Source organism: Hugonella massiliensis, from assembly GCA_001486445.1.
GTDB lineage: Bacteria > Actinomycetota > Coriobacteriia > Coriobacteriales > Eggerthellaceae > Hugonella > Hugonella massiliensis.
The window spans coordinates 344,566-361,341 of the sequence record LN908986.1; the positions used below are offsets into that span (position 1 = coordinate 344,566).

The 16,776-nt window shown below is 64.8% G+C and carries 15 protein-coding genes, 3 tRNA genes and 1 riboswitch; of the genes, 4 read left to right on the forward strand and 14 right to left on the reverse strand.

The genetic code is table 11. The annotated features are described in order from the left end of the window. Positions 1-26: 26 nt before the first annotated feature. The 4 genes from BN3270_RS03990 to BN3270_RS04005 form a co-directional block, all read right to left on the reverse strand. Positions 27-1,535, reverse strand: coding sequence for an alanine/glycine:cation symporter family protein (locus BN3270_RS03990; RefSeq protein ID WP_058985881.1), 1,509 nt, complete (start codon positions 1,533-1,535; stop codon positions 27-29). Positions 1,536-1,622: 87 nt separating this feature from the next. Then, a riboswitch (glycine riboswitch) is annotated at positions 1,623-1,720 on the reverse strand. A gap of 204 nt (positions 1,721-1,924) precedes the next feature. Continuing rightward, complete coding sequence (locus BN3270_RS03995) at positions 1,925-2,452, reverse strand: shikimate kinase (RefSeq protein WP_058985882.1); 528 nt, start codon at positions 2,450-2,452, stop codon at positions 1,925-1,927. Then, positions 2,422-3,396, reverse strand: coding sequence for a DMT family transporter (locus BN3270_RS04000; RefSeq protein ID WP_082673336.1), 975 nt, complete (start codon positions 3,394-3,396; stop codon positions 2,422-2,424). The genes BN3270_RS03995 and BN3270_RS04000 overlap by 31 nt, the downstream gene beginning before the upstream one ends. After that, entirely contained in the window at positions 3,389-5,155 is a 1,767-nt protein-coding gene (locus tag BN3270_RS04005; protein WP_058985883.1) for a DUF2207 domain-containing protein, read from the reverse strand. The genes BN3270_RS04000 and BN3270_RS04005 overlap by 8 nt, the downstream gene beginning before the upstream one ends. A 243-nt stretch (positions 5,156-5,398) precedes the next feature. Here BN3270_RS04005 and BN3270_RS04010 point away from each other — a divergent pair. Next, a tRNA-Ser gene (locus BN3270_RS04010) sits at positions 5,399-5,490 on the forward strand. Positions 5,491-6,273: 783 nt separating this feature from the next. Here the strand turns inward: BN3270_RS04010 and BN3270_RS04015 are convergent. From BN3270_RS04015 to BN3270_RS04025, 3 genes are read right to left on the reverse strand one after another with little or no spacing between them, the layout of a single operon-like run. Then, positions 6,274-6,678: a hypothetical protein gene (locus tag BN3270_RS04015; protein WP_058985884.1), complete on the reverse strand. Its 405-nt coding sequence runs from the start codon at positions 6,676-6,678 to the stop codon at positions 6,274-6,276. A 6-nt stretch (positions 6,679-6,684) separates the two neighbouring features. Then, on the reverse strand, positions 6,685-7,665 hold the full coding sequence (locus tag BN3270_RS04020; RefSeq protein WP_058985885.1) for a 4-(cytidine 5'-diphospho)-2-C-methyl-D-erythritol kinase: 981 nt from the start codon (positions 7,663-7,665) through the stop codon (positions 6,685-6,687). Then, positions 7,662-8,213 (reverse strand): nucleoside deaminase, encoded by a 552-nt coding sequence (locus BN3270_RS04025; RefSeq protein ID WP_058985886.1) that lies wholly within the window; start codon positions 8,211-8,213, stop codon positions 7,662-7,664. Before BN3270_RS04025 ends, BN3270_RS04020 begins: the two co-directional genes overlap by 4 nt. Before the next feature lie 72 nt (positions 8,214-8,285). Here BN3270_RS04025 and BN3270_RS04030 point away from each other — a divergent pair. After that, a tRNA-Ser gene (locus BN3270_RS04030) sits at positions 8,286-8,373 on the forward strand. A gap of 485 nt (positions 8,374-8,858) precedes the next feature. Here BN3270_RS04030 and BN3270_RS04035 read toward each other — a convergent pair. Next, positions 8,859-10,205: a citrate/2-methylcitrate synthase gene (locus BN3270_RS04035; RefSeq protein ID WP_058985887.1), complete on the reverse strand. Its 1,347-nt coding sequence runs from the start codon at positions 10,203-10,205 to the stop codon at positions 8,859-8,861. A gap of 134 nt (positions 10,206-10,339) precedes the next feature. Between BN3270_RS04035 and BN3270_RS04040 the strand changes: the two genes are divergently transcribed. Both BN3270_RS04040 and BN3270_RS04045 read left to right on the forward strand, forming a co-directional pair. Then, positions 10,340-10,416: transfer RNA gene (locus BN3270_RS04040), tRNA-Arg, on the forward strand. A 139-nt stretch (positions 10,417-10,555) separates the two neighbouring features. After that, positions 10,556-11,191, forward strand: coding sequence for a 5-formyltetrahydrofolate cyclo-ligase (locus BN3270_RS04045; RefSeq protein ID WP_058985888.1), 636 nt, complete (start codon positions 10,556-10,558; stop codon positions 11,189-11,191). A 50-nt stretch (positions 11,192-11,241) separates the two neighbouring features. Here BN3270_RS04045 and BN3270_RS04050 read toward each other — a convergent pair whose 3' ends face one another. The 6 genes from BN3270_RS04050 to BN3270_RS04075 all read right to left on the reverse strand — a co-directional run bounded on the left by BN3270_RS04050 (position 11,242) and on the right by BN3270_RS04075 (position 16,771). After that, a complete protein-coding gene (locus BN3270_RS04050) occupies positions 11,242-11,667 on the reverse strand; it encodes a hypothetical protein (RefSeq protein WP_058985889.1) in 426 nt (141 codons plus the stop codon). Between the two features lie 187 nt (positions 11,668-11,854). Further along, positions 11,855-12,874 (reverse strand): phosphotransferase, encoded by a 1,020-nt coding sequence (locus BN3270_RS04055; RefSeq protein WP_058985890.1) that lies wholly within the window; start codon positions 12,872-12,874, stop codon positions 11,855-11,857. Then, the gene (locus BN3270_RS04060; RefSeq protein ID WP_058985891.1) at positions 12,861-13,730 is read right to left on the reverse strand and encodes an ABC transporter ATP-binding protein; all 870 of its coding nucleotides are present in this window, start codon (positions 13,728-13,730) and stop codon (positions 12,861-12,863) included. Before BN3270_RS04060 ends, BN3270_RS04055 begins: the two co-directional genes overlap by 14 nt. A gap of 9 nt (positions 13,731-13,739) precedes the next feature. Further along, positions 13,740-14,573: an ABC transporter permease gene (locus BN3270_RS04065; protein ID WP_058985892.1), complete on the reverse strand. Its 834-nt coding sequence runs from the start codon at positions 14,571-14,573 to the stop codon at positions 13,740-13,742. Continuing rightward, entirely contained in the window at positions 14,566-15,477 is a 912-nt protein-coding gene (locus BN3270_RS04070; RefSeq protein ID WP_058985893.1) for an ABC transporter permease subunit, read from the reverse strand. The genes BN3270_RS04065 and BN3270_RS04070 overlap by 8 nt, the downstream gene beginning before the upstream one ends. A gap of 1 nt (position 15,478) precedes the next feature. Continuing rightward, the gene (locus BN3270_RS04075; RefSeq protein WP_058985894.1) at positions 15,479-16,771 is read right to left on the reverse strand and encodes an ABC transporter substrate-binding protein; all 1,293 of its coding nucleotides are present in this window, start codon (positions 16,769-16,771) and stop codon (positions 15,479-15,481) included. Positions 16,772-16,776 lie beyond the last annotated feature (5 nt).

Sequence of the window (16,776 nt, forward strand, 5' to 3'; positions counted from 1 at the left end):
GCCCCCAATCGCATGAAAACGAATCGTTAGGCGGCGTCGCCCGTGCTCGGGGCGCCGCTCTTCCAGTCGGCGGTGTCGTTCACGTACGCTACCATCTTGTCTTCGTCGTTTTCGGCCGCCTTCAGACGCTTGAAGTAGTCGCGCGTCTCCTTGGCCACCACGCCCGAAAGCGCGAACAGGGCGATCATGTTCGGAATGGCCATCAGCGCATTGAAGATGTCGGCGATGGTCCACACGGCCGCAACCGTCATGTAGGGGCCGATGAGCACACAGAGGATGTAGAGCCAGCGGTAGACCTTCACGACCTTCATCTTGCCGTTGGTAAGGTACTCCAGGCAGCGCTCGGAGTAGTAGTCCCAGCCAAGGATCGTGGTGAAGCCGAACAGCACCATGCACAGCATGATCATGAAGTTGGTCACCACTTCGGGCAGGAAGGGCAGACCCTGGGAGAAGGCCGCCATGGTCACGGCGGCACCCTGCAAGTCGGTGTCGATATAGGCGCCCGTGATGACCAGGGCCAAACCCGTCATGGAGCACACGATGATCGTGTCGAGGAAGGTGCCCGTCATGGACACGAGGCCCTGGCGCACCGGCTCCTTGGTCTGAGCAGCGGCGGCCGCGATAGGAGCGGAGCCCAAGCCGGCTTCGTTGGAGAAGATGCCGCGAGCGATGCCCTTCTGCATGGCGATGATGATCGCGCCCAGAGCGCCGCCGGCAGCGGCGCGCAGGCCGAAGGCGGAAGCGAAGATCTCGACGAAGGCGCCCGGCACCTTGTCAAGGTTCACCAGGATCAGCACGATCGCCAGGCCCACGTAGATGACCACCATGGCGGGGATGATGCGTTCGGCCACCGAAGCGATGCGGCGCAGGCCGCCGATCACGATGAGCGCGACCATCACGGCCAGCAAAAGGCCGCCGATGACCGTCGCCCACGAGTAGTCCATACCGAGGATCTGCACCGTGGCCGCCTTATTGGGGTCGAAGAAGCTCGTGATGGACGTGGAAATGGAGTTCACCTGGGTAAAGGTACCGATACCGAACAGGCCCACGCACACGCCAAAGAAAGCGAAGAGCTTTGCCAGCCAGCGCCAGTTCTTGCCCATGCCGTGCTCGATGTAGTAGAAGGGGCCGCCCAGCGCATGGCCGGTTTTGTGGTCCCAATTGCGGAACTTCACCGCGAGCAGGCCTTCCGAATACTTGGTGGCCATGCCGAACAGGGCCGCGACCCACATCCAGAACAGGGCGCCCGGACCGCCAGCGATGATGGCCGTGGCCACGCCCACGATGTTGCCCGTGCCGATCGTGGCGGACAGCGCCGTGCACAGGGCGCCGAAGCTCGTGACCTCGCCCGAGCCGCCCTTTTCGTTCTTCATCATGTAGCGCAGCGCGCGACCGAGCTGCTTGAACTGCAGCCCGCGCACACGGCAGGTGAGGAAAATGCCGCCCACCAGAATGAGAAGAATCGTCGGCACGCCCCAAACGGCGTCGTCGATCACGGTGAGCGCGGTGTTGATTGCGGAAAATACGGCTTCCACTTGCCTGGTACCTCCTTCGGTAACGAATTCCTACTGAAGAAGGTCGCAAATGTCGGTTACATCGGTGAAGCCCCTGCGAAGGGCCATCACCTTTGCTCTGTCCGCTTGCCTGAGAGATTCGGGTCCGCTTGCGCGGCCCTTACACCTTCGGCACCCCATTTAAGAGATTCTCCAGAGACTTCTCCGCCCTCAGTTTTCGCATCGGCGAATCCAAAGGGCATCATTGAAGATGACAAGTCGGTAGTATGCACTCTCGCCGACGATAGTGCAAGGGTAATTTGTCAAGACATACGGCGTAACACATCGGAAACAAAGAACGCCCCGAACCGACGACCGCCGCAGCGGCACCCGGTTCGGGGCGTTCCCGATAGGTTTTCGAGGTGATGGCGCTAGAGCGCTTCGCGCATCGAGAGGATGTCGATCAGCTTGTTGGCGGCGTCGCGCACCGACATGCCGTCGATGTCGAGCGTGACTTCGGCGTACATCTCGTAGAGGGGCTGGCGCTCTTCGTACAGGTCGGCCAGGCTCATGCCCATGCCGTTCTTCATGACCACGCCGCGCTCGTGCAGGCCTCCCAGGCGTTCAGTGAGCTCTTCGAGCGAGACCTTCAGAAAGACGATCGTACCGATTTCGGCCAGATGCAGCATGGCTTCGTCGGAATAGACGCAGGAGCCGCCAGGGGAAATAACCGTCTTGTGCGCATCGAGGTTGCAGAGGACCTCGTTTTCCACGGCGATGAAGCCTTCCGGCCCTACCGCGTCGATGATCTTCTGCAGGGTCTTGTCGCTCTGCTGCTGGATGAGGATGTCGCCGTCGACGAAATCGTACCCGAGCATCTTGGCGATCACGATGCCAAGCGTCGATTTGCCCGCGCCCGGCATACCGATCAGGATGATGTTGTCTTTCTTTTCGGCCATTTGAACTCCTTCGTAGCCAGAACTTCACTCGACACTATAGCAATGAATATCACGATGAAGCCCAAAAGCACGCGCGTGATAAGCGTTTCGCCGTAGAAGATCACGCTGAACAGAACGCCGAAGACGCTTTCCAGGCACAGGATGAGCGACGCCTGCGCCGGTGGCACATGGGTCTGTCCCACGTTCTGCATAAGACAGGCCGCAAAAGCGACGAAGAAGGTAAGGTAGCCTATCTGACCGAGAAGGGAAGGCTCGAAAAGGGCGGCCAGATCGGGCGCCGGCTCGGTCACGGCGCCGGCGATAAGGCTGCCCACGCCCGTGACGGCGAACTGCCAGAAGGTAAGGGCCATCACGTCCTTGCCGCCTGCATACTTGCCCATAAGGGCGATTTGCGCGGCGAAGAACACGGCCCCTACCAGCGTAAGCACGTCACCGGTACGCATGGACAGGTCGCCATCGAGCGACACGAGCCCCACGCCCACCAGGCAGAGCACGGCGCAGGAGACGTTCAACCGGCTGGGGCGACGGCGCGCGACGGCCCAGTAGAGGAAGGGTACGATAGCGCAATAGGTTGCCGTGAGGAAAGCGTTCTTGCCGGGCGTCGTGTCGGTGATGCCCACCGTCTGCGCCCAATAGGCCAGAAAATAGCAGGTGCCCATGGCCAGGCCCGCGCGCACGGTGACGGCGTCGGCGTGGCCCACCACGCGCCTGAAGAAGAAGGCGAGCACCAAAACAGCCGCGATCGTGAAGCGAATGCCCACCAAAAGGGCCGGCGACACGGCTTGGGTCACGTCTTTTACCACGAAAAACGATGAGCCCCACAGAAGCGTGCAGCCGAAGAGCATAAGGTAATAGACCCAGCTGGGCAGCCGGTCGAAAAAGCTGACGGGCCGTCCGCCTCCGGCGGAAGCGGGAGCGACAGCGCCGTTGGGGGCGTTAGCCATGGGCGAGCACCTTTCGCACCGCTTCGGCGCGGTCGGGCCAGGCGACGCCCTCGTCGCAGGGGGCCTTGTCCTCTTGGGCGGCCGGCGCCGTGGCCAGGCGGTCGCAGGAGCCGAAGATGCAGGCGTATTCGGCGAGGGCTTCCCATGCGGGCCCTTCGGCAGGGCCTCGGGACAGGTCGCCTTCGCGCATCCAGCGAGCAAGCGCCTTGCAGCGGGCCAGATAGTCTTCGCCCGCCTGAGTGCGGCGGGGCATGAAGTTCGAAAGCGCGAACACCACCAGGGCCGCGGGCAACAGGAAGGCTACGGGTCGCCAGTCGTTGCCCTTCCACCACCATAGAAGAGAGAGCGCGGCCACCGCAATCGACGCGATGCCGAACCGCCCCTGCGCCTTCATCCCGGCGGTGCCGAAGATGCCGGCACGCTTCACGGCCGCATCGACGGCGGCCCGCCATTCGGTCTGCGCACGACGGTAAGCTTCGACCTGGTCGGACGACATGTGGGCCAAATCGCCCTCGAACAGACAGTCATCGCCGCCCGCCAGGCTTTCGAAAATCAAATCGTAGGTTGCGCGATCGAGCTTGTCTTGAGCGAGCTCGCGCCGACCGCGCTCCAGGCACATCACGCGCTCGCCCGCGCGTTCCGCCCAGGACAAGCGCACGGCCCCCAACCGCACAAGCCGCATAACCGACACCACGGCTTCGTCGTCGGTACGCGCTCCCCCGTTCCACAGACGAGCGACGACAGCCGGATCAACGCCCGGACAGGCGGGCTCGGCAAGGAAACGGCCACGGAAGGACGGTGCATGCCAGGCTCCGCACCGCTTGAGCGCAACAAGGGCGGCCACCACGAACAGGATGGCGATCACGACGATGGCGATCGAAAACGCGAGCCAGTAGCGGTACTGGTAGCTTCCCCCGTCGGCCCATTCGGCTTCGCTTTTCAGAATCTGGTCTTTGAACGTCACGGTGCCATGGGCCTTCAAGTCATCCGCCGAAATGCTCGTGAGCCAGGTGCGCGGAAAGAGCACGCGCGCGGTTTCGGCTTCGTGGGCCGGCACGTAGTCGGCGTGGTAGGTGACCGTGGTGGCCGCGTCGTTGAAGGCGAGCGTCCCGTTAGCGGGGCCGTGGCCCCAGGCGTAGACGGTGTCCCCGGGCACGGGGGAAACGCCGCCCGGCACGGGAAGGGAAATGGTGCAGGTCACGTTGTGCGTGGGAACCTTCCAGTCGCTTCCGATGTACTGCCAATACAGATCGGAGCAGTCCTTGTAGGCAGTGATGCCGGCCTTCACCGTGTAGTCCATCTGCAAGACGACCTGCTCGTCCGTACCGTACACGTAGTAGTAGAAGTCGCTGCGCCCCGCATCGACCGCGTAGGATGCGACGCCAGGTCCGCCCTTTTCGCGCCATTTGAAATCGAAGGTGGAGGGGGCGGTATCGGCAAGCTGCACGTCGCCGTTTCCGTCGGCCACGCCCGTCTGCACCGAATCGATTTCGAAGGAGCCGCTGCGCATGTTCCACCGGATACAGTCGACCTGGCCATGGAGGACGAAGGAGCGCTGTTCGACGACGTGAAGGGACCCGTCGCTCTGCGCGTCGGCGCTGATGTTGACCTTGGTGATTTCGTAGGTACCGGGAGAATCGACGCCGTCGGCATGGGCGACGGGAGCGCACAGGAGCGCAAGCACGCAGAAAACGATCGCGAACGCGCAGGCCCAGGCGGCGAGGGGCGCCGCGGTTGAACGCGTCCTGCGAAGGGTCATATGCGTGTCACCTGCTTCCAGCCGTGGGCAAGGGGTTCAACATGCCCGATTCTTCGGTTGTTCGATTCTAGAATATCGAACCGCCGATTGCGAATGCGGACCGGGATATCGCTAGCGGCGTGTCCCCCTCGCAGGGGGCGCACACCGCGGGTAGCCTTGCGGCGAAGTTGTGAACCTCGTTGCGCTTCTTGCAAGTTCGTGCAGCGAGCGGTAATATTACAAGCCGCGTCAATCGACGTCTGCGGAGAGCTGACCGAGAGGCCGAAGGTGCTCGCCTGCTAAGCGAGTATACCCCCCAAAGGGTATCTGGGGTTCGAATCCCCAGCTCTCCGCCACTTTTTAGTGTATGCGCGCCCCGTTCGGGGCGTTTTTTTGTATGCGTGTGGCTGTGGGAACGGAAAGCAGAAGCCGTGCCGTCGTGCGAACAGGAAGCCCGCGTTCCTTGCATGAGCCCGGACGCCCTTAGTCGATACCGCACTATCCCCCGACCAGCTCGCAGAGCCCTTCCTTCCACGGCTGTTTCCAATCCGCCGCATGATGGCCACGTCCCCGAGCTGCCGCATGATGGCCGCGTCCCCGAGCTGCCGCATGATGGCCGCGTCCCCGAGCCGCCACTCCGCCCTGCACAATTCGCATGGGAATTGCACTTCAAACACCGCGACGGCTTCTGAAAACTCATTCTGCAGGGGAATTGCAGGCGAAACCTGTCACGACCGTGCATCTTGGGCAGAATCGTGCAAAGGCCCTGCAATCTGAGCAGGATTTCCTTGTTCGGACTGCAAGCCCTTTGCATATTGAGCAGAAGGGGTCCCTATCGGGGCCGAACGCTACATTCCGTGCAACAAGTGTGCGAAATGAGCTGAGACGAGCACCATGCCTGCATTCTGTGCGGGAGGCGCGCAACGATCGTCCATTCCGTGCAGGCGAGGTGCAATAGTCGTGCGATCCGCACAGGTAATTGCAAAGGCCCTGCAAAACGTGCAGCGGCGTGCAACGACCGTGCGAAATGAGCAACCGTGCACTGCGAGCAGGCCGTGCAGCAAGCGCGCATCACCGTTAGGTCATTCCGCCTTCCGCGCATTCCGCTCAGGTCAGCGCGCCGCTCGCTCGCAGGCAGCCTAGCGGCGCGGCATATTCAGGCTGATGAGTTCGAAAAGCCAGCGCAGGAACCGCTTTCCAAAAGGCTCGTTGACCACTTCGGCCTTCACCGGCGCATCAGCGTAATGGGGATGGTGCCTCACGAACACTGCCCGGCAGATGCGCGTGACCACGAGCCCGCCTGCTGCCACCGCCAAAAACGAGCCCGCCAACTCGACGGCAACCCAATTGCGCTCCATGGCCGCATAGAGGGTCGCAAGCGCGAAAAAAATCGAGATGGCGCCTGTGATTACCGTGAACGCGCGAATGAGGATTTCTTTGGCCTTGTTGGGCGAATAGCGCCAGGCGGCCACCACGTAGATGATGCCCGCCAACAAGGCGAGCACGATCACGAGGGGAATGATGCGATAGATCCGCGCGAGCATGGCGTGCTACTTTTCCGGAAGCTTGGCCGCCCGAATGGGCGAAAACGACGTGGTGCGCGCCCACAGGCCGCGCTTTTTGGCTTCGGTCGCGATGCGCTGGGCCGTGGCAGCCGAATCGCAGACGGCGAAGGTGCCCGACCCGCTCCCGCACAGGAGCACGTCGCGCACGCCTTCGAAGCCATCGAGGAAGGCACGCACATCGGCGAGCTCGGGAAGGAGTTGTTCTGCCGGGGCCTGCAGGTTGTTCCACAGAGGCACATCGGTCGCTTCGGAGGCCTGGGCAACCGCAGCGAGCCTCTCGTCACCGGGGTATTCGGGAGCCTCGTCGAAGGTCGCATAAGCCTCCCCCGTCGAGACGCCGCCTTCGGGACGCACGATCACAAGGGAATCGCGACGCACGGGCAAGCGGCGGACCATATGGTCGCCGCGCCCGTCGAGCAGGGCGCTGCCGCCATGCAGGAAGAAGCGCACGTCGGCACCGAGTTCTTGGGCGGTCTGCTCGAGCCGCGGGTCGTCTGGCGCCACGCCCCACAGGTCGGCCGCGCCCACAAGGGCCGCCGCCGCGTCGGAGCTTCCGCCGCCCAGGCCGGTCTGATGCGGAATGTGCTTGTCGATCGTCATGCGCACGTACTCGTCTTCGTGGCGGTCGAGCGCGCGGGCGAGCGCCTGCACGGCACGGCAGGCCAGGTTCTCCTCGTGCGGGATGTCGATCGCCGGAATGCCCTCGTGCCAGATCACGTTGGCCGTCACCTGCAGGCCGCTGCCCTCTTCCACGTCGATTTCGAACTCGCGCAGGGGCTGGGCTTCGTCGCATGGCTCCACGAGCACGGTATGCTCGCCGGCCCCCAAGCGCGTCATGCGCAGAGAGTCGTGCATCGACAGGGCGTGCATGACCGTGGTGGCGTCGTGGTAGCCGTCGGCGCGACGCTCGCCGATGCCCAGGAACAGGTTCACTTTTGCCGGAGCGATAAGCTCGATCGTCTTCACCGTAAGGTCTCCTTCTGCTGCGCCGCTTGGCGGGCGAGGCGCTTCGCTTCCTTTGCCGCGGCGCGCTTCTGGGCGAAGAAGTCCTTCAGAAGCGCGGCGCATTCCGCTTCGCGCACCCCCGCTGTGACGGGAAACGCATGGTTCAAGCGGTCGTCTTCGTTGATGCGGTAGAGGCTGCCGAGCGCGCCTGCCTTGGGATCGGGCGCTCCGTAGACGCAGCGGTCGATGCGCGCCTGATGCATGAGGCCCGCGCACATGATGCAGGGCTCGAGCGTCACGTAGACCGTGCAACCCGAAAGCCGCCATGCGCCCAGCGCGCGCGAAGCTTCGAGCATCGCGGCGAATTCCGCATGGCCTGCGGGGTTGCAATCGGTTTCGCGACGGTTGCAGGCGCGGGCGATCACGCGCGGGTCGGCGAGCGGCCGACGCGTGGCCGGGTCGATGGGCTCATAGACCACCACAGCCCCGATGGGCACTTCGCCCATAGCCCCCGCAGCGCGCGCCTCTTCCAGCGCGAGCTGCATGTATGCCGCATCCTTGTCTTCCATAACGGGAGTGATTATATGCTATCCTGTGTCGCGTGCGACAGGTCACCGGGCCTTGTTGCGCCCTTGAAAACTGGAGGAATGGCCGAGTGGTTGAAGGCGGCAGTCTTGAAAACTGTTGAGCCGCAAGGTTCCGTGGGTTCGAATCCTACTTCCTCCGCCAGGATTGTGCGAGCCCCCAGAGATGGGGGCTCTTCTCGTTCGTAAGGGGTGCTGCCAGGACGGAAGTAGGATTCGAACCGATGAGGTGGAAACGCGTCAAGCGAAGGCGCCGGCGGCGCCTGAGCAGCGTTTCGCCCGACCGAGCCTGCGAGGGAGGGGTCGGGACCGCGGAGCGGGACCGAAATCCTACTTCCTCCGCCAGGTTTGCACGAGCCCCCAGCGATGGGGGCTCTTCTTGTTCGGGGAGAGGCGCAGCCCGGAAGGAAGCAGGATTCGAACCGATGAGGTGGAAACGCGTCACGCGAAGGCGCCGGCGGCGCCTGAGCAGCGTTTTGCCCGACCCCTCCCCATTGCCGAATAACGTGTCCTTCGGTGAAAAAATCGTCAATCGAGCGAATTCCGTTACGAAATGCATGTTAATTTCCGCACAACGGACGCTGAGGGCAAAGAAAAAGGCCGCCCCTGGGGACGGCCTTCCGCATGAGCTTACCGCTCGTCGATCGGCTGGTAGACGCGCTCTTCCAAACGCGTCGACTTGTAGGCCGGCCGGATGATGCGTTTGCCGCTCACGAGCTCTTCGAAGCGGTGGGCACTCCAACCCGCCATGCGGGCGCAGCAGAACAGCGGCGTGAACAGGCTGTCGGGAATCCCCAGCATGCTGTAGACGAATCCCGAATACATATCGACGTTGGCGCACATATCCTTCTTGGTGCCCTTCACATCGAGAATCACTTCGGGGCTCAGGCGCTCGATGGCGGTGAGCAGGTTGAACTCGCGCTCGAATTCAGTGTCCTTGGCCAGCTCGCCGGCGTAGCGCTTCAGGATGACGGCGCGCGGATCGCTCTTGGTATAGACCGCATGCCCCATGCCGTACACCAGGCCCGTGTGGTCGTAGGCCTCCTTGCGCACGATCTTGGCCAGGTAACCGGCGATTTCGTCGTCGTTTTCCCAGTCCTTCACGTTCTCCTTGATTTCGGCCTGCATTTCGCGCACCTGATGATTGGCGCCGCCGTGCTTGCGGCCTTTAAGCGAGCCGATCGCGCCCGCATAGGCAGCGTAGGGATCGGTATCGGAAGAGGAAATCGTACGGCACACGAAGGTGGAGTTGTTACCGCCGCCGTGCTCGGCATGCAGGCAGAGCATGATGTCGAGCAGGCGCGCCTCTTCGGGCGTGAACTGGCGATCGGGACGCAGCATCGAAAGGAAGGTTTCCGCCGTCGACTGACCGGGGATAAAGCGGTGCATGATCATCGAGTCATGGAAGAAGCGCGCGCGAATCGCGTAGTAGGTAAGCACGGCGATGCGCGGCATGCGCGAGATCAGCTGGATCGAGGTTTCGATTTCATGCTCGTAGGAGCGGTCTTCGGCATGCTCGTCGTAGCCGTAGAGCAAGAGCACGCTGCGCTGCAGGGCGTTCATGATGTGCGGCGGAGTTTGCTTCATGATGATAGACGCGGTGAAGCCGTCGGGCAGGTCGCGCCATGCGTCGATAGCCGCCACGAAGTCGTCGAGCTGAGAGCGTGTGGGCAGGTCGCCGGTAAGCAGGAGGTAGGCGACCTCTTCGAAGTTGAAGCGGCGGTCGGGGCCGTCGTTGCCGATCAGATCGTAGATGTCGTAACCGCGCAGGGTCAGGCGGCCTTCGTCGGGGCGCTTATCGCCGTCGGACATCACGTAGCCGTGCACGTTCGAGATGTTGGTCACACCCGCGATCACGCCGGAGCCGTCGGCGTTGCGCAGGCCGCGTTTCACATCGTATTCCCGATACCATTTAGGGTCGATGCTGTTCACCCGGGCGAAATTGTCGTACAGGTTGAACTGATGCTCGTTGTCCATCGGCAGTCCTTTCAGCGAAAGTTTCGCCTATTGTACCGTTCTGCATAGAAAGGAAAAACGTCCAAAATTTTTTGAAACCTACTGTTGACACGGGAGGGAGGAAACGGCATTATAGTCATCGCTGCATTTGATGTGCGCCGTTACCTCAGCTGGATAGAGGGACTGACTACGAATCAGTACGTCGGGGGTTCGAATCCCTCACGGCGCACCACTTTTAATGCAGCTCTTTTTATATGTACTTGAAACGCAACCGCTTCGGCAGTTGCGTTTTTTGCTTTCGGGCCCTGTGCGCGGGGAGCTCGCAGCCCGCCCCCCCTGCGCACGCGAGCCCGTCGCGAAGGGAGCCGGCCATGCCCACGCCGATCGATGCGACCAAATCAGCCCTGCGCGCGCAGGTGATCGCCGCGCGCGATGCCGTCGACGAAGGCGAGCGCGCCCGCAAGAGCCGCGCCATCTGCGACCGGCTGAAAGCGCACGCGGAAGAGGTAGCCGCCGGCAGGAAGGGCCTCACTGTGACCGCCTTCCGCGCGATGGGCAGCGAGGTGGACGTGAGCGGCTTCGTGCGCTGGGCGCTCGAAGCCGGCTGGCGCGCGGCCTATCCCTGCATGCTCAAGCGCAGCGAGGCCACCGCGCTCGACGTGCCCGGCCTGCCGGTGATGCGTTTCCGTTACGTCACGGCCGCCCAGCTCGACGACGAGGTCGACGCTTTCTTCAAGCATCCGATGAAAAGCTACGCCTCCGCCGACCCCCTGCTCGCCGAAAGCCCACTGTGCGAGCCGGAAGCGGTCGATTTGGCCGTGGTGCCCATGGTCGCCTTCGACGACCGAAGGTTCCGCCTGGGCTACGGCGGCGGGTGCTACGACCGCTTCCTACCCCGTCTTGACAGCACCGCGCACATCGCCGGCGTGGCCTTCGAAGAGCAGCGCGTCGACTGCGTGCCCACCGACGAGCACGACGTGCAGCTGCCGCGCATTTTCACCGCGTAGGTGCACGGCGGCGCGCGGCTCGTCGCCGTGCACCGCGGGAGCGCCCGCGCCTACTCCTGCGCCAACTTCTCGCGCTCGCTTTGCAGAAAGGCGTCCATGGCAGCCTCCGCACCGGCTTCGGCGTCGAGGTCGAAGCCGTAGGCCCCTGCGAGCGCCTGGGCCTGGGCGGCGCGCAAGGCGGACAGTTCGGGATTCCCCGCCTGCTGCAGGTAAGACGATTCCAAGAACAGCGACCGGCCCACGTATTCCACTACGCGCGGGTCAACGCCCGATACCTGCAGGATGTTCGCCACCGATTCGGGCGCAAGGGACAGCAGCACGTTTCCGTCGATGTCGGTCGCCGAGCCGATCGCCGCCTCGAGCAGGTCGGCAGACGCCTCGGGGTCGGGCGCATCGCCGCGCGAGGTTTCGAGGCTCTTCATGATGGCCTCGATGAGCTGGAGGATCATTCGCATCAGATAGTCTTGTTGAAGCATGGGTCTCCTTTGGAGGGTAAGGGTTCCTCATGGATTGTACCCGGCAACGGGCGCTGCGTACGCGAGCGCACCGTCTCGGCCGGATAACACGCATTTCGCAGCGGTTTTCCGCATCCAGCAAGTTTCGCCGCGAAATGGGTGTTAATCAAGCCAGACGCATCGAGACAGGCCTCGATCGCCCGCCCCCTTACGCGTAGCCGCCCCGACGCCAGACCTCGTCGAGGAAATCGGGAGAAAGGTAGGCATCGAGCTTTGCGGCCGTGCTCGCATTGGCGGCCGCGTGCGTGCCGCTCGCATAGCCCACCTTGGCCATGGCGCACCAGGTGACGCCGCGCAGGCAGGTAAGAGCCAGGTACACGTCGAAGCGATCGGCCACGCCGGCCACGTCGATCCGCCCGTCGACCGCGCGCACGTATGCTTCCAGGCACCGCTGCATCCGCTCGGGCGAGAGCAGCACGTCGGTCTTCCAGAAGGTGGTGGTGGGCGCCAGCAAATGGGCCAGGTCCTGGGCCGGGTCGGCCACGAGGGGCTTTTCCCAATCGACCAGGTAGGTGGGACGATCGTCGTTCACCAGGAAATTGCCCGAATTGAGCTCGGTGTTGATCACGCAGCGCACGGGCGCACCGTCGCCGGCTTCTTCCGCCAACGCGCGCGCCCGGCGGGCCATCGCCTCCACGCGCGCCACGACCTCTGCTTCGGCATGCGCCCAAGCGACGTAGACGCGCCACAGGGACGCGCACTCGTCGAGCATGGCCCGAAGCGGGCGCTCGGGCCGCACGATCCCGCACGCAGGCGGCACGGGCACCGTGTGCACGCAGGCGAGCACGTCCGCAGCCCGCCCCAGGTCGGTTTCGTAATCGAGCGGTCGGCCGGGCAGGAGCTCCTCGATGCCCACCCCGAAGGGGAAGCGCTGGCGGCTGCCGTCGGCGAAGCAGGCCCGCGGCGTGCGCCCGCTGGGCTCGAGCACGCGCAAGGCGCCCATCTCGTAGCCGATCTGGTCTTCGAGCCCCATCTGCGAGGCCGTGTTCACGCGCACCACGAAGGGCAGTAGGCGCGCGCCTTCCCACACCGTGTAGTTCACGTTGTACTCGCCTTGGGCCAGCAGCCGCACGGCGAGCGCGGCGCCGGGCGCGGCCCCCAGGCACGCCCGCGCCTCTTCGCTTTCGTTCACGTAGCGCGCCACGTCGTTTTCGCTAAAGGGCAGCATGCCCGCCGCCTCCTTCCACCGCGTGCACGGCCACCGATCCCGCCGCCGTGCGCACGAGCACCGCCGGCCCGTCCGCCACGCCGGGCGCGGGCACCTGCAGGCATCCGCGCGCGAACGCGCCCGAGCGCACCGTGCCCTCCAGGGCGCGGGCGCCGCCGAAGCTTTCCGCCACGCAAGCCGCCGTCGGGTGCAGCAGGAGCTCTGCGGGGCTGCCCGCCTGCGCGATCCCGCCCTCGTGCACGTAGGCCACCGTGTCGCTCATCACTAAAGCCTCCATCGCGTCATGGGTCACCATGAGCGTGGTCACGCCCGTTTCCTCGTGCAAACGGCGCACGAGCCGGCGCATCGTTTCGCGCAGGGCTTCGTCGAGCCCGCTGAAGGGCTCGTCGAGCAGAAGGGCGCGCGGATGCGCCGCAAGCGCCCGGGCAAGAGCGACGCGCTGCTTCTGCCCGCCCGAAAGCTCCTGCACCCGCCTGCCCGCGAAGCCCGCAAGCTGCACGCGCGCGAGCCACTCTTCGGCTTCGGCCCGTCGCTCCGCCTTGGCCACCCCGCGCGCCTTCAGGGGGAAGGCCACGTTGTCGCCTGCGCTCATATGGGGGAACAGGCGCGCGTCCTGGAACACCATGGCCACCCCGCGCTTGTGGGCGGGCAGGGCGTCGACCGCGCGCCCGTCGAAGCGCACGCTGCCGCCATCCTGCACGAGCAGGCCGCTCACCACGCCGAGCAGGGTCGACTTGCCCGCCCCCGAAGGCCCCAGGATGCTCGCGAAGGCCCCCTCGGGCACCGCGAGGCTCATACCGTCGATGATGGTTCGGCCGCCGCGCACCACGCGGATATCGTCTAGTTCGATCTTCACCGTTCGTTCCTATTCATAGAGCACCGCATCGTCAACGTTCCAGGAAAGCCGCCGCAGCAGCAGGCGGAAGACGCAGAAGACCGCAAGCGTGACCGCCATGAAGACCACCCCGTAGGCCGCCGCGATCGTGCGGTCGCCGCCGGCCACGTAGGGAAACATCGCCAGGGCGAAGGTGCGCACCTTGCCACCGCCCACGAGCAGCGTGAGGAAATACTGCGAGCACGAGATGATAAACCCCATCGACAGGGCCGAAAGCAAGCCGGGCGCCAGCGAGGGAATCGTCACCTGGAACAGGGTCGCAAGCCGCCCCGCACCGAGCACCCGAGCCGCATCGTCGAGCCGGGTCCCTTGGGCGCGCACCACGTCGGCCATGAGCGCCGACGCGTAGGGCAGCGCCACGATCGCATGCGCGAGGACCACGCCGGGCACGGTGCGAGCCAGCCCCATGCGGATGAAGGCCACCTGCACGCCCATCGCGAACACGGTGCCCGGGATGAGGAAGGGCAGCATGGTGGCGAAGCGGAACACCGCCTTCCCCCGCCATTCGCGGCAGCACAGGGCGCGGGCGCCCATTGCGCCGGCTACCGTGGCCACAAGCGAGCTCGCCGCGCCGATCCCCACCGAAAGCGCCAGGCTCGGCCACCCGTCGGAGGAACCGGAGAACACGACCGCGTAGCCGCGCAGCGACCACGATGCGGGCGCAAGCTGCGGCCAGGGCCAGGCATCGACGAACGACCAGACCGCCATCAGGGCTAGCGTGACGACCACGATCGCCAGCTGCACCGCCACGAGCAGGCGAGCCGCCGTGAGCGAAACGCGCCGCCCCTGCCCTCGCCTAATCACGTGAGCCCTCCTGCCTGCGCTGCACGCGCGCGGCGACGAAGTACACCGCCGCCGTGAGCGCGCACACCCCGGTCGTGATGCCGTTGAGAGCCATCGCGTAGCATCGGTTCACCAGATCGGGATCTTGGAATTCCATGTAGGCGAGCACGGGGAGGGTCTTGGGATAGGTGGGCCCCAACAGGTAGGCCACTTCGTAGGACCCGAAGGAAAACGCCGCCACCACCACGAAGGCCTGCACGGCCGCCGGCGCGCACAGGGGCAAGGTCACGCTGAAGAAGGTGCGGGCCGGCGAAGCCCCGCTCAAAGCCGCGGCCTCCCCCAGCGTGCTCGACACGTGCATCATGATTGTGATCGCGCAGAAGGCCACGTAGGGAATTTCCTTCCACGCGTACACGGCAACGATCCCCCAGCCCGAGGGGTCCCCCACAACCGACACGGCGCTCTGGGCGGCGCTTTGGGCGGCAGGGTCCGCCAGAAGGCGTGCCACCAGGCCGGACCCCGAAAACAGGAACGTCACGGCGAGCGCCACCAGGGCATGCATCGTGAGGATGGGCACCTGCAGGCCGAGCATCCGCACCGCCGTGCGCGCCTGCACCGCGCAAAGCGCCCAGGCAAGCAGCACGCCGCCCGCCAAGGCGATTGCCGACGAGACGGCGGAAAGATAGAGGCTGTAGGCGATCGAGGCCGTGAAATCGGGCCGAGCGAGGGCCTGCACGTAGTAGTCGAGCGTGAACGCGTTCATGCCGAGGGACGGCATGATGCCGAAGCCCTGCAGCACGCCGACGATCACGCCGTAGGCGAACACCGCCGCAAGGGCGCAAGCGGGCAGCGCCAGCGCGTAGGGCGCAAGGCGCGTCGCGATCCGCCTGCGGCGCAGGCCGTCTTCCGCAGATGCCGCGTGCATGCTAGTTACCCGCCACCTCGGTGCGCCAGAGCTGCTCGATCACGGGAATGGCCTGGCCGGACGCCTCGGTCACGCGCACCTTGAGCTTGTCGGACGCCGACACCTCGGCGCTGCCCAGGGGCACGTCCTCGAACTGCTGGCGCATGTCGGCGGAAAGCTTGTCCATGTCGAGCACGGTGAGGTTGCGCAGAACCTTGTACTGGTCGAGCTGCATTTCGGGGCTGATGACCTCGTTGATGGCCACGAGCGCCGCGGCCTTGTGCGGGGCGTTGGCGGGGATGGCCATGAAGTTGGTGTTGCCCACCGTGCCGCTTTCGAAGACGAAGGCCTTGGTGGTGCTGGGCAGCTGGCCCTTGTCGACGAGCGCCTGCGGCCCGCCGTAGCCCATGTTGAACACGAGCTCGCCGTCGGCGTACATCTGCGCGACCGTTTTGGAGTCAGCCGGATACGTGGTGCCCTGCTTCCACAGGTAGGGCTTGAGCTCGTTGAGATAGTCGAGGCCGGGCTGGATGATCGCGCGCACGCTGTCCTCGGTGGGGGCGGTCATCGTGGAAAGCTGCTCGAAGGCGTCCTTGCCCACCACGCCGGCGATCAGGCAGCTGATGAAGGCCGTGCCGGTGAAGTCGCCCGGTTCGGGATAGGTGACCTGGCCGGGGTGGGCCTTGCAGAACGCCAGGAACTCATCGGGGTTGCGAGGCGTCTCGGAGATCTTGGCGCCGTCGACCCACAGGACGATCTGGGCCTTGCCGTAGGGCGCTTCGTAGCCTTCGGTGGGATTGCCGAAGTCGACCGTGATGTCGGTCGAGGTTCCGTCGACGTAGTCGCGGTAGTTGGGCAGGTAGTCGACGAACGGCCCCCACACGTACCCGTTCTGTTTCACCGACGCGAAATTTTCGCCGTTGATCCACACGAAGTCGATCGTGCCGTCGGAATCGCCCACGCCGGCCTGCATCTCGCCGGAAAGCTGGGTGAGAATGTCGTTGATGTCCATGCCCACCAGGTTGAGGGTGATGCCGTAGTTGTCCTTCAGGCGCGGGATGAGCGTGTTCTGGATCCACTCGTTGCGGTCGCTCTGGCCGCCGTAGCCGTACCAGGACACCTCCTGGCCGCGGGCCGCTTCGAGCACCGCGTTCCAATCGCTGTAGTCCAGCTCGCCCTGCGCGCTCGACGAGCCGGAAGGCGACGACGAGCCGCAGCCCGCAAGGGAAGCGAGCGCCGCCGAAGCGCCGAAGACGGCCGACACCTTCAGGAAGGTCCGACGGCTGTAGAGGTTGGGCTGAGGGGATGCGTTCATTGAAA

What these genes read in the sequence shown, in the direction of transcription:
- BN3270_RS03995 (WP_058985882.1), bottom strand. Translation starts at nt 2,452, where the DNA reads ATGGCCGAAAAGAAAGACAACATCATCCTGATCGGTATGCCGGGCGCG.
- BN3270_RS04000 (WP_082673336.1), bottom strand. Translation starts at nt 3,396, where the DNA reads ATGGCTAACGCCCCCAACGGCGCTGTCGCTCCCGCTTCCGCCGGAGGC.
- BN3270_RS04005 (WP_058985883.1), bottom strand. Translation starts at nt 5,155, where the DNA reads ATGACCCTTCGCAGGACGCGTTCAACCGCGGCGCCCCTCGCCGCCTGG.
- BN3270_RS04015 (WP_058985884.1), bottom strand. Translation starts at nt 6,678, where the DNA reads ATGCTCGCGCGGATCTATCGCATCATTCCCCTCGTGATCGTGCTCGCC.
- BN3270_RS04025 (WP_058985886.1), bottom strand. Translation starts at nt 8,213, where the DNA reads ATGGAAGACAAGGATGCGGCATACATGCAGCTCGCGCTGGAAGAGGCG.
- BN3270_RS04035 (WP_058985887.1), bottom strand. Translation starts at nt 10,205, where the DNA reads ATGGACAACGAGCATCAGTTCAACCTGTACGACAATTTCGCCCGGGTG.
- BN3270_RS04045 (WP_058985888.1), top strand. Translation starts at nt 10,556, where the DNA reads ATGCCCACGCCGATCGATGCGACCAAATCAGCCCTGCGCGCGCAGGTG.
- BN3270_RS04050 (WP_058985889.1), bottom strand. Translation starts at nt 11,667, where the DNA reads ATGCTTCAACAAGACTATCTGATGCGAATGATCCTCCAGCTCATCGAG.
- BN3270_RS04055 (WP_058985890.1), bottom strand. Translation starts at nt 12,874, where the DNA reads ATGCTGCCCTTTAGCGAAAACGACGTGGCGCGCTACGTGAACGAAAGC.
- BN3270_RS04070 (WP_058985893.1), bottom strand. Translation starts at nt 15,477, where the DNA reads ATGCACGCGGCATCTGCGGAAGACGGCCTGCGCCGCAGGCGGATCGCG.
- BN3270_RS04075 (WP_058985894.1), bottom strand. Translation starts at nt 16,771, where the DNA reads ATGAACGCATCCCCTCAGCCCAACCTCTACAGCCGTCGGACCTTCCTG.